Origin of the sequence: Rhodococcus sp. NyZ502, from assembly GCF_041464245.1 — a bacterium.
Lineage (GTDB): Bacteria > Actinomycetota > Actinomycetes > Mycobacteriales > Mycobacteriaceae > Rhodococcus_F > Rhodococcus_F qingshengii.
The window spans coordinates 5,901,270-5,913,226 of sequence record NZ_CP167155.1; the positions used below are offsets into that span (position 1 = coordinate 5,901,270).

Annotated in this window: 7 protein-coding genes; 3 read left to right on the top strand and 4 right to left on the bottom strand. The window is 63.0% G+C overall.

Features of this window, described 5'->3' with window-relative positions; genetic code table 11:
• Window positions 1–107: 107 nt before the first annotated feature.
• Window positions 108–2,066 carry a BTAD domain-containing putative transcriptional regulator gene (locus ACBG85_RS27335; RefSeq protein WP_333822053.1) on the top strand — a complete coding sequence of 653 codons (1,959 nt, stop codon included), beginning with the start codon at window positions 108–110 and terminating at the stop codon, window positions 2,064–2,066.
• 4 nt (window positions 2,067–2,070) lie between these two features.
• On the opposite strand, the gene ACBG85_RS27340 is transcribed toward ACBG85_RS27335, so the two are convergent.
• The 4 genes from ACBG85_RS27340 to ACBG85_RS27355 form a co-directional block, all read right to left on the bottom strand.
• Window positions 2,071–3,645, bottom strand: a complete 1,575-nt coding sequence (locus tag ACBG85_RS27340) for a carboxylesterase/lipase family protein (protein WP_372025549.1) — start codon at window positions 3,643–3,645, stop codon at window positions 2,071–2,073.
• Window positions 3,646–3,670: 25 nt separating this feature from the next.
• Complete coding sequence (locus ACBG85_RS27345) at window positions 3,671–4,348, bottom strand: GAP family protein (RefSeq protein WP_003942973.1); 678 nt, start codon at window positions 4,346–4,348, stop codon at window positions 3,671–3,673.
• Between the two features lie 74 nt (window positions 4,349–4,422).
• Window positions 4,423–6,117, bottom strand: a complete 1,695-nt coding sequence (locus tag ACBG85_RS27350; protein WP_372025551.1) for a two-component system, sensor protein — start codon at window positions 6,115–6,117, stop codon at window positions 4,423–4,425.
• Complete coding sequence (locus tag ACBG85_RS27355) at window positions 6,114–6,773, bottom strand: response regulator (RefSeq protein WP_058038412.1); 660 nt, start codon at window positions 6,771–6,773, stop codon at window positions 6,114–6,116. Before ACBG85_RS27355 ends, ACBG85_RS27350 begins: the two co-directional genes overlap by 4 nt.
• Window positions 6,774–6,946: 173 nt before the next feature.
• On the opposite strand from ACBG85_RS27355, the gene ACBG85_RS27360 reads away from it, so the two are divergent.
• Both ACBG85_RS27360 and ACBG85_RS27365 read left to right on the top strand, forming a co-directional pair.
• Window positions 6,947–8,392, top strand: a complete 1,446-nt coding sequence (locus ACBG85_RS27360; protein WP_118605927.1) for an MFS transporter — start codon at window positions 6,947–6,949, stop codon at window positions 8,390–8,392.
• A gap of 76 nt (window positions 8,393–8,468) precedes the next feature.
• Entirely contained in the window at window positions 8,469–11,864 is a 3,396-nt protein-coding gene (locus ACBG85_RS27365) for a BTAD domain-containing putative transcriptional regulator (RefSeq protein ID WP_372025554.1), read from the top strand.
• Window positions 11,865–11,957 lie beyond the last annotated feature (93 nt).

Consider the following 11,957-nt stretch of genomic DNA (forward strand, 5'->3'; position numbering starts at 1 on the left):
TCTCGTTAGTCGGGGTGATGGCAGGTCGGGGTGATGGCAGGTCGGGGTGATGGCAATCAGCTTCGCCGCAGTCGATGAGCATTCGATGAGCGCGATAGCGTGGGGAAATGCGAGACCACACATTTGAAGCCCCGGCTTTCGGAGTGCTCGGACCCGTGGTCGCGTGGAACGAGTCTTCACACCAGATCGATCTGAAGGGTCCACGACACCGAGCGGTCCTCGCTCGTCTCGTCGTCGCCCGCGGACGTGTTGTTCCCGTGGACGTGATTGTCGACGACCTCTGGGTCGATCCTCCGTCCGGCGCTACCAGCGCAATACGTACGTTCGTTTCCGCTTTGAGGCGTGCGCTCGAACCGGATCGCGCGCCGCGAAAGAAGCCGAAAGTCATTGTCACCGAAGGGCCCGGTTACGCCTTTCATGCAGCACCCGACGCGGTCGACGCTTGGGAATTCGAAAGTCTGGTGCGAGAAGCCGCAGATTCGACGCCGGCGCAATCACTCGAACTGCTCCGAACCGCGCTGCAACTGTGGAGAGGGCCGGCCTACGCGGAGTTCGCCGACGAGCCTTGGGCCCGAACGGAGCGATCGCGCTTGGAGGAACTGCGTCTGACTGCCGTCGAACGCTTGGCATCCGCGCAGCTCGATCTCGGGCGAGCTGCCGAAGCGATTCCCGATCTGGATGCCCACGTGACGGAACACCCTTGGCGCGAGGAGGGTTGGCGACTACTCGCTCTGGCGCTGTACCGGTCCGATCGTCAAGGCGATGCTCTGGCAGTCCTACGTCGCGCACGGAAGTTACTCGCCGAAGAGTTGGGCATCGACCCTGGTCCACGACTGAACGACCTCGAGTCCGACATTCTCCGCCGGGAAACCCGCCTGGATCCTGCAGGGGCAGAACAGATCTTCAGTCAGGTTTCGGCAGCGTACGACCGGACCGTAGCGGCAGGATCGAAATCGAGATTGGAGTCAACCGTCGGCCTCCTCCGAAGTTTGGCAGTTGCGGGCGGAAGCGGACTCGAGACTGCCCGAAACCAACGACTGACAATCATCGGCGCCGCTGAACAATTGGACGACGTCGAACTCACCGCGCGGATCATCGGCAATTACGACGTGCCCGGGATCTGGACGCGATCCGACGATCCTCGGCAGGCTACGCAGATCGTCGAGGCCGCTCAGCGCACTCTCGATCGACTTCCGGGCGGCAACGAACCCGCTCGGGCGAGACTGTTGGCGACAATCGCACTCGAATCGCGCGGACTGCCCGGTCATCACGGTCTCGAATGTGCCCGTGCCGCAGTACAGATCGGTCGCGCTCTCGACGATCCAGGGCTCCTGGCCTTCGCTCTGAACGGATTGTTCATGCAGACGTTCTGGACTAACGGTCTGGCCTCCGAGCGCGACGACATCGGCCGTGAACTGGTCGACCTCGCCTTTCGACACGGCCTGGCTACCTTCGAGATCCTCGGCCATCTGATCCGCATGCAAGCCCTCAGCGCCCTTGGGCAATTCGATGCAGCCGAGCTACATTCCGAGACGGTTGATCGATTGGCCGGACGTCACGAACGCCCGTTGGCAGCGGTGTTCACCACCTGGTTTCGCGCTATGCGTACTGCCGCTGCCGGCGCGGAGGCCGCGCACTGCGAGAAGCTGTACGAAGCTGCGGCGGTCAATCTTTCCGATGCCGGCATGCCGGGTCTCGCGGACGGCATACTCCCTCTCGCAATTCTCGCCCTCCGCGTATGGCGGGGACTGCCGGCGATTTTCGACCCGACCACGCAGTGGGGCCCCTACGAACCCTGGGCCCGGCCACACCTGCTCATCGCACAGGGGCAGACGAACGAAGCAGCGAAGGCCGTCGAGGCATTGCCGGACCCGCCCGAAGACCTACTCTCCGAGGCACTGTGGTGCTTGACTGCCGCAGCGGCGACTGCAGTCGGCGACCGTCGAGTCAAGGAGCGTGCGCGAGCGGCGCTCCTACCTGCCGCCGCCGAAATAGCCGGCGCCGGAAGCGGAATGCTCACCGTGGGACCCGTCTCGCACTACCTGGCCGAATTGGAGCAGGGCTGAACCGTCAGGTGAATGCAATCACCGTCTCACCCCACGCCTCCCGGATCTCGCGGTCGAGATCAGCGACGACGGCATCGCGTTTGTCGATCAACAGTGTCGAGCGTGTGTCGGTGTCGTAAGTGGGCCACCCCGGGTCCGCACCCAGTTCGCGATCGTCCCCGGCGTCGTAATCGCCTGCAGCTCTGGCAAAGTCCAACCACCTCGCCTGCATGCGCTCAGAGACATGACGCGCCGCGCTCAAGCCACCCAACTTGTAGGTAATGTCTCGTGCCCCGTGGTTGATGTTGCCGAAGACGTAGGCAAGTTCGGTGCCGTGGGTCGCACCGATCTTCAGCGCCTTGAGCATCGGCGGCGCGTAGTCGAAGCGATACAACCACGTCGGCGCAACCTTGCTGTGCGCCTCGGCGATCCACAACGTAGGCAGCCGGAATCCGAAATCACGGGTCAAACCGAGACCGGCGCCCAGCTTGGACAGTCCCGAATACGCGCCTTCGATTTGAGAATGATCCGGTAGCTCGAGTCCTGGATGCTCGTCGGCGATCTCCGCGAACATCGACGTGATCACGACGGGATCGATCGGCATCAACGGCGACTTCATCATCCGGAAGAGCGAAGATTCGTCCTTGTTGGTTCCGATGATCAGCGGAATCGGGTGTGCATTGCCGTGACGGAACGCGCGCACCGGGTAGTCAGGGAGCAGATCACCGTCGACGATCGGCGCGAACGCCAAAGTGCCAGGCGTCTCCTGGGGGACGCGAGCAAACAGTTCGTCTGACGGCCCGATCAAGTCTTCGGCAGACGTGGACCGCAACAGACCCAGATCGATTCCGCCGCTGAAGATCTCGAGAAACAGCTTCGCGACGATCTCACCACGTTCACTACCGTACACCGAAGTGGCGGGCGAACTTTCGGCAATAGCGCGATGAAACAGGCCGCGAGCGGACGGGACGGTCATCAGCGTCGTCACCGCGCCGCCACCTGCCGACTCGCCGAACAACGTCACTTTGTCGGGATCGCCACCGAAAGCCGCGATGTTGCCTTGAACCCATTGCAGCGCTGCAATCATGTCGCGGAGAGCGACATTGGGCTCGAAGGTATGTTCACTCGAATTGAAGGACGAGAAATCGACGAAGCCGAACACACCGATGCGGTAGTTGATCGAGACGACGACAACGTCGCCGTTCTCAGCCAATGTGGTTGCGTCGAAAAGTGGTTGGCTGGACGCTCCGCGGAAATACGCTCCGCCGTGAATCCAGACCATCACCGGTTTACCCGGCGCATCAGAACCGACGGGGCCCGGTGCCCACACGTTGAGGAACAGGCAGTCTTCGTCCATCGGAACGTTCTCACCGAGCGGGATCATCGCGAGTCGACTTTGCGGCTCACACGGCCCGAATTCTGTTGCGTCCTGGACCTCGGTCCATGGCTTCGGCGGAACCGGCGCGCGAAATCGCAGCGGACCGACCGGAGGTGCCGCGTAACGAATCCCCTTCCAACTCGACACCGAGCCTTCCGTCGATCCTCGAACCGGCCCGTACGTTGTCTCGACTACCGGCGCTTCGCTGGGTGTGATCGTCATTCGATTTCTCCTCGAAAACAAGTTGCTACTTCGACAGGGCTTCGACAACGTGCGAGAGTTCCAATGCTGCCAGCATCAGGAACAAAACGGTCATGATTGCTGCATTGTGGCGGATCAGAGTGCTTTTGGTGGCGCTCAGTGCATCGGTCACCTTCGCCGAGGGCACGGCAGCCAATGCTGACAGCACGATCAAAGCGATGGACGCCGCTACCGCGAACAGAACGGAGTACGCGACCACTGATACCCAGCCGAGGTGCCCGCCACCGATGATCGAACCTGCCTTGAGTTCGAGCGGCAGGTTCTTCGCGTTGGGTACGGTCAACAACAGTCCCAGAACCGCAGCTTTGGCCGGTTGCATCGAGTCGATCTGTGCCAGCCACGACGGCATCGCCGGCTCGGCATCGTCTTTCGGACGGCCACGCCAACTCGAGTACGCGAGCGCCAGAAAACCGACAGTGAACACGACGGCGAACACCGTCTGGACGGTATGCGCGCTGCCACTGGACTTCGATTCCACTCCGGTGGTCGAGAGTGCCGTCGCTGCTGTAATCGCTGCCGCGGCCAGCACGATGCTCGCGGTGTACGCGAATGCATTTGCCTTCGCCCGAGTGGACAGCAGGATCGCGATGATCGCAACCAGAGGAATCGGGCTGATGACGACGCCGGTGGCGAGTGGGATGAGCTGCGCAGTAATCGATTCCATTTCTGCGACCGTACAAGCGGCCAATCCGGCCATTGGCGAAACGTTCGGCCTCCACGACATCGCCACTCACGGTGTCACAGAAGCACGGCTGTGAGGACCACACGGTCTTCCTCTTCGACAAGTTCGAGGGACGTTACCGTACCGGCGAGCGATTCAAGCCCGATCCCTGAGTCCCGTGCCACCGGCATCCGACCCGGCGAACTGATCCGCACTACTACCGCCCGAGCATCGGCGAGTGTCACCTCGAGGAAGACGGGCCCTCCTGCACCGTGTTTCACGGCGTTGGTCAGTCCCTCCGACAGGATCTCCACCACGCTGTCGAGCCGAGCGGAGCCGGAACCGATCACCGCCCAGACTTCGTCGTCGACGTGACTGACGACCGGAATTGCGTAGCGCCACACCGTGACAAGATCATCGATACGCTTTCGGGCATCGGAGTCAGCCGGCTGATCGGATGACGCAGACAGGTCGCTTTCCAAGCCGTCGAGAATGTGGGCAATGGTTGCCGCAACATCGACTGGGCGACCGGCAACGGCGCCCGAAGACCATGCGGCCGCTACGAGTTCGCCCTGCACCGACGAGTGCAACAACCTGGCCAGTCCGCGTCGGGTGTGCATGAGCTCGGCATGGATACGAGCTGCATCGAGCGCTTGCCGGCTCAGGGCGCTGCGGAGTTGACGCTCCTCGTCCTGACGCTGCGTATCCGCAGCCCTGATCAGACAGACGGACAGCGCAACCAACGGGTAGACGGCCATCGACGAGAGATAGAAAGTCGGGGTACGGCCGAACACCGTCAGGAGCAGCCACGTCGCGGTACTGCTGATCAACGCACTCGAGCAGTACACCGCAGAAAGAGTCGCGATCCGTCTCAGAGGGCCGTCTCCGCTGCTGACAACTCGGCGAGCGCACGCATTGCCACCGACGAAGAGCCAGAAACCGACGCCGAGCTGGACCGCCGTGAACGTCACGCCGTAAGTCGTGAGCAGGTAGACGGTCACCAGTGCCGTGTACGCGAACACCGGTACGTACAGTGGCGCCGGTTCAACGCTGCGTACGACGCCGATCAGTCGATCTCTCGCCGTCAGCCGCACAGTCGGCGTCGGTGATTCGATCGGGGGAATCTCCCGGAACAGTCGATGACTCATCGGGCGAACCACGTCGTCGGAGATTCGCTTCAAGAGAGCTGCTCCTCGCACTCCCTCGAGTTCCGTTTCAGCAACCGCGTGCATGACCGTCTCGATACTGCGCTCGAGCTCTCGCCGACACTGCGCACGGGTTTGGCCGAGGCGGAATCGATCCCGGGTCTGTTGGAGTTGGACGGCGGCCCCGGCAACCTTCAAACTCCGTTGCAGCGCGAGGCGGTCACGGAGAGCGCTTACCAGTACGGCGGTCAACGACAAGAAGACAACGCTGCACGCGACGTTGAGTGCCACCCGGACGAGCATCGGTCTGGGGTCGACGGGGAGTTCGAGCGCGCGGGTGATCGCGTCGAGGACGAACGGGCGGATCGCGCCGATCACTGCGAACAGGGCCAGGGCTGCGAGCTGCGATCGGTGTGCTGCAAGAACAGCCCTCGCCATCAGCAGCATCACCCCGACAACGCAGTGGGTCGCGAAGGCGCCGACTGCCATCACGCCTACTTCGCGCACCCCGGTACACAGGTAGTAGTTGGCCATCACGGTCACCGCGAACGGCAGCGTCAGAATCCAGGACCACTTGGTGACGATGTTCCGATCACCGAGTCGAAGCCACCACTCGCGCGGGTTCACACCGAGTCGGTCACTTCGGGCACACCGAAATGGCGGATGAAGATACTCGCAGCAAGCACTCGCGGATTGGTGGACGAATCGTGCGTCAATCCCAGGCTCTCGAGAGTGCGCGCGATGAGCTTCTCCACACCTCGGATCGAGGACCCACGATGCGCTGCGATTGCGCTGTTCGACCACCCGAGCGAGATGTAACGCAGAAGATCGAGCTGTGATCTGGTGAGGCTCGACAAGGCGGAGTCCGGATCACTCCCGAGCGCCGGTGGCTCGGTTTCCGTCAACGCGGCCTCCACTACGCCGATCAACTGATCCGCCGACTGGACAGCCGCCTTGTCCACGAACAGGGATTTCGGCGGCACACCCGCAGAACCTGGCGCTGTCGATGCGTTGGGGTAGTTCGTCAGGAACACGATCGCGCAATGCGGAGCCTTCACGGTGACGATGTTCGCGAGATCGACGCCGTTCGGCCGCACGCCAAGGTCGATGTCCGTGACCAAGAGGTCAGGATCGAATCCGTCGAACTCCGTGAGCGCTTCGACCGCCGATCCGGCCGTATGGACCACGAACCCGGCGTGTGTGAGCGTGTCACCGACGAGCGCACGCATCAGTGGTTGGTCTTCCACCACCAACACCCGTCGCACCCACTGGCTGGTCTCCATGACCAGAGATTAACCGTTGGGAGAGTGCGTATTCGACCGAGCAGGTGGTGACGGATTCCGAGTAACACGGCAGTTATCAACCATGCGGGTTCCAAGCATTTCGCCCGATATGTCCCAAGCGTCGGGGCGCAGGGTGTTCCGAGTCCACACCCCTTCGACCATCAGGACGGGCCATGACCGCACCGATCACCCCGAAGAACACCGCAGTAAGACGAGCCACTCTGCTGGCAGTATGCGTGAGCACCGCAATGCTCATGCTCGACATCGCCGTCGTCAACACCGCCCTGCCGTCGATCGCATCCGATCTCGATACCGGAGTCAGCGCCCTGCAATGGGTGATCGACGCGTACACGCTGGCATTGGCGACGGTCGTTCTCAGCGCCGGATCGTGGGCAGACCGACGGGGTCGACGCCATGTTTTCATCATCGGCATCCTGTGGTTCACCACGGCATCTCTGTTCTGCGCTCTGGCGCCGAACATCTGGGTGCTCGACCTCGCGCGGGCCGCTCAGGGTATCGGCGGTGCCGTACTCTTCGCCTGCTCACTTGCCTTGCTGGCGGACGTGTTCGAGAAGGGTCCCCAGCGCGCGACTGCTCTGGCTGCATACGGCGCCACGATCGGGGGCGCGTTTGCCGTCGGCCCACTGGTGGGCGGGTTGCTCACCGAGTTGTTGGATTGGCGCGCAATCTTTTTGATCAACGTTCCGATCGGGTTGATCACACTGGCGATGACGGTGCGGTGGGTTCCCGAGTCACGCGATCCTCGACCTCGCGGCGCGGACGTGCCCGGGCAGATTCTGGTGTCCACCGGCCTGGCAGCTCTGGTGTTCGGTTTGTTACGCGGTAACGAGGATGGGTGGTTCGAGCCGCAGCCGATGATCGCCGCGGTGATCGCCGCGGCCGCCATGATCGGTTTCTCCCTGCACGAGCTTCGTACCACCGAGCCCATGCTGCCCCCGCATCTGCTCGCCAATCGGGCCTTCGCCGGAGCGCAGATCGCAGCGTTCTCGATCTCCGCCTCCCTGTTCGCGGTGTTCGTCTACACGACCATCTACCTGCAGAACGTGCTGCATCTGTCTCCCGTGGACGCCGGCCTGGTGTATCTACCGGCGACGATAGCGATGTTCGTCGTCGCGGGCGCCACCGCGAAATTGGACGGGCGCATCCCCGTCTCGGTCTCGTTGACGTGCTCGCTTCTACTCGTCTCGGTGGGGCTGGTCATGATGACCGTCGTCGACGTGACCAGTTCGCCGTACGCGATACTTCCCGGATTTGTTGTCGCGTGCGTGGGGGCCGGGGTGTTCAACCCCGTCATGAGTGGGTTGGTTCTGGGCGAAAGCACTTCGAACCATTCCGGATTGGCCGCAGGGATCAACGACGCGTTCCGGCAGACCGGCATCGCAGTCGGGGTTGCCGTGCTCGGCGCCTTCCTTCCGGCGCAGTCGATGCTGCCCGGCGGACCACCGGACGACTTTGTCGGTGGACTTCGGTTGGCTCTGTTTGTCGCAGCCTTCATCGCAGCTCTCGGTGCGTTGGTCTGTGCGGCGACGCTGCGCACTACCAGCGTCAACCAGACTCTTTCCGAGGAATCCGAGCAGATGTTGACGAGAACTAGTTGACCGTTTTGTCCTGCATGTATGAATTTCGCTCCTTAGAATCGAACCGTCCTGCGTCCGCAGGTACGAGGGGAAACGGATGATCTATCGACTGCTCGGGCCGTTGGAGGTCGCACGGGGTCCGGCGACGAGCGACGTGATCGATCTGGGCCCTCGAAAACAACGAACGGTCCTTGCCGTTCTACTGCTCAACCGTGGTCGCGTCGTCTCCACCGACCGGCTGATCGATGCTCTCTGGCACGACGACGCACCGGCGAGTGCGATGGCAAGCATCCAGGCGTATATCTCCAACCTGCGCCGAGCGCTACGCGTCGAAACCGGTACGGCGTCACCGATAGTGCGTCAATCGCCGGGCTATGTCCTCGAGGTCGCTCCGGCAGACGTCGATCTGTCGGTGTTTCTCGACGACGCCGAAACGGCGCGACAACACGCTGAGAACGAACGGTGGCAGGAGGCTTTGACGACCGCTGACCGTGCCCTCGCCTCGGTCCGGGGGCAGCTTCTGGACGACCTGAACGACGCGCACTGGGTGGAGGTGGAAGCCGCAGCCTTCGAGGAAGTGCGGACCGAGTGCCGGGAGACCCGGATAACGGCGCTTCTGGCTCTGGGGCGCCTGGCACCCGCGCTGGTCGAAGCTGCTCAACTCTGTGGCGAGTACCCGTTCCGCGACCGGACCTGCTGGCTGCGAATGGTTGCCCTGCATCGGGCGGGCAGGTCACCGGAAGCCTTGGAACAGTTTCGATTACACGCGTCTCGGCTCGACGCCGAGCTGGGACTGGAGCCCGGCGGGGAGCTGACAGCATTGCAAGGCGCGATCCTGCGCCACGAACCCGGCCTGGCCGCCTGGCCGCGCACTCCGGGATGGACGGGGGCCGAACAAGTGTCGGTCCCGGCTTCTCCCCCAGCCGTAGCAGCGATGCCCGAGACGGATTCCTCACGCTTGTTCGTCGGGCGCGACGCTCAGACGATTGTCGCCGACAAGATGCTCGACGACGTTCGCCGTGGCTCACCTCGCTGGTTGATCTTGACCGGCCCCGCCGGCATCGGCAAGACACGATTCGCCGAGGAGTGTTCGTCGAGAACAACGTCCATTCGAGGAGCCACCGTCTGGGCACGTTGCCCGGAGGACGACGGAACGCCGCCGTGGTGGCCGATCCGCCGACTGGTTCGGGAACTCGGAGCCGACGCCGATTTCGTACTGACGCCGCCGACGGACATCGATCCGGACGAAGCGAGATTTGCCGTCTACGAACGGGTTCGCACCACCATCGAAGCTGCGGCGAAAGATGCACTGTTGACCGTCGTCATCGACGACATTCAATGGGCCGATCCCACGTCCCTTCGTTGCCTGACCTACCTGGTCGGCGCAATGACCAGTGCCAGAGTCTGGTTCGTGTCGACGCTCCGAGACTCGGAAGTCGGGCCGGCAGTGCGCAAGTTCGAAGAAGCCGTACTCCACGGCGAAGGAAACCGAACCATGATTGTGCCGGCGCTCGCGCAGGGCGAGGTTGCAACACTCGCAAGGTGCGTCTCCGGGGACTGGCTCGACGACGCGGAGGCGCGAACCCTGGCGGAACGAACCGGCGGCAACCCGCTGTTCGTCTCGGAGTACGCCAGGCTTCCCCGGAACGAGCGACTGGGCGACGGCATCCCCGTCGCCGTTCGATCTGTCCTCGGTCGACGGCTTGCCGCAGTGGAACCGGCAGTGTTGCACGCTCTTCGGGTTGCCGCAGTTATCGGCGACGCCATCGAGGTGTACACGCTGGCCGCAGCCACCCGTCTCGACGTCGACACTCTCGCCGACCATCTCGACGCGGCTGCTGATGAACGAATCATCGTCGCGGATTCGGCAAACGGCGGTTACGTCTTTGCTCACGGCCTTCTCCGAGACGAAGTCCTCGAAGCGATACCCACGCTTCGTCGCCAGCGGATACATGCCCGAGTTGCCGAAGTGCTCGAAAATTCCTCCGATCCGGACCGGCTGAGCCGCCGCGCGCAACATCTGATGTCGGCACTTCCCCTGGTCGATCCACTCGTCGTTCTGGAGGCATGCACGGCTGCAGCTCAGGATGCGACCGATCGGTGGAGTTCGGAGACCGCGGCCGAGTGGTGGGAGGCAGCTGTCCGCGCGTTCGACTTACTTCCGGTGTCCCAGCAATCCGCTGACGATCGGGACGACCTGCTGGTGGCCAGAGTCGAGGCCCTCGCCCGCGCAGGTCGAGGGCAGACAGTTCTCGACGTCGTCAATGCCGGTCTCCTCGAGGCTGTTCGGGAGGGGCGAACCTCCGCCGTCGGACGATTGGCAGGCGCATTACTTCGGGCCGCCGGTGCGTGGCCGTGGGTTTCCTACGGTACCGATCCGGGACCACTGCTCGAACGGCTCGCGGCGGTCGAGCCCTTGGTCGAGAACGACAGGTCAGCTCACGCACGGGTTCTTGCTGCGCTGGCGGTGGGAAGTTGCTACCACCCCGAAGCCGAGATCCCGAATCGATGGAGCGCCCGTGCTCTCGACATCGCCCGCGAACTCGACGATCCGGATGTGATCGCGGACGCGCTGCTCGGACGGATTCTGCTTTTCTCCGGAGTCGCGGTGCACAGCGCGGAGTCCATGCGCCTACTGCGCGAGCTTTTCGAACTGCCGCACCAACAATCGCGTGTCGACAGCGTCGTCGCACACGCCGTCGCGAGCATGACGGAGATGAATCTGGCCAATGTCGATGCTGCCGTCAAACACGTCAGGCAGGGGATCATCGGCTGCGAGCTACTGAGACTCCCGGTGGTTCGGGTCCAATTACGCTGGATGGAAGCAACTCTCGCCGAATGGTACGGAGACTTCGCGCAAGCCCGCCGGCAGTACGAGACGGCCAGGCAGATCCATCTGCAAACGGAGTTGTACACGGCTGGCAGCGCAGATCTGGCGTTCAACACTCTGGAATGGGAGCGAGGTGCGTTGGCCGAATCTGATCCCGGTGTCGTGGAACCTGATTCGTGGACCATCGCCATCGACGCCGCCCGAGGCGAGCGCGAGGCCACTTCCGACGGCATCAAGAAGTGGCTGATCAATCGCGGGCCACAGACGTGGACGACATTGGGACACCAGACACTACTTGCACGCGTCGTGGCAGATCTGGAACTGGTCGAATACGCCGACACCTTCATCGAACTTCTCTCGCCACACACCGGCTGCATCGCAACGGTGGGCCATGTCGGTGAACTGGGCTCGGTCGCCGAAGCCTCCGCTCGGCTGCACGCGCTTCTCGGTCACGTCGAGCAGGCATCGACTCTCCTGGATCAGGCCGAGAAGATCGCAACTGGCTCCGGTGGAGCACCAACACTGCTGCGCTGTCGACTGCTTCGGGCGCTGCTTCGAGAGCCGTCCGCCGAACGTGAACGGGAGCTGACGGAAGTGGCGGCCGAATCGGAGACACTCGGCATGCGGGGCGTAGCTGAACGAGCGCGATCGACATGGCCCTGAACTGCGAGAATGCGCTTGGATAAAACTTGGATCCGCTTGGGATACATACGTCAAGAACCACCCAAGCCTGTTCGGACATCCTTCCCTTGACCG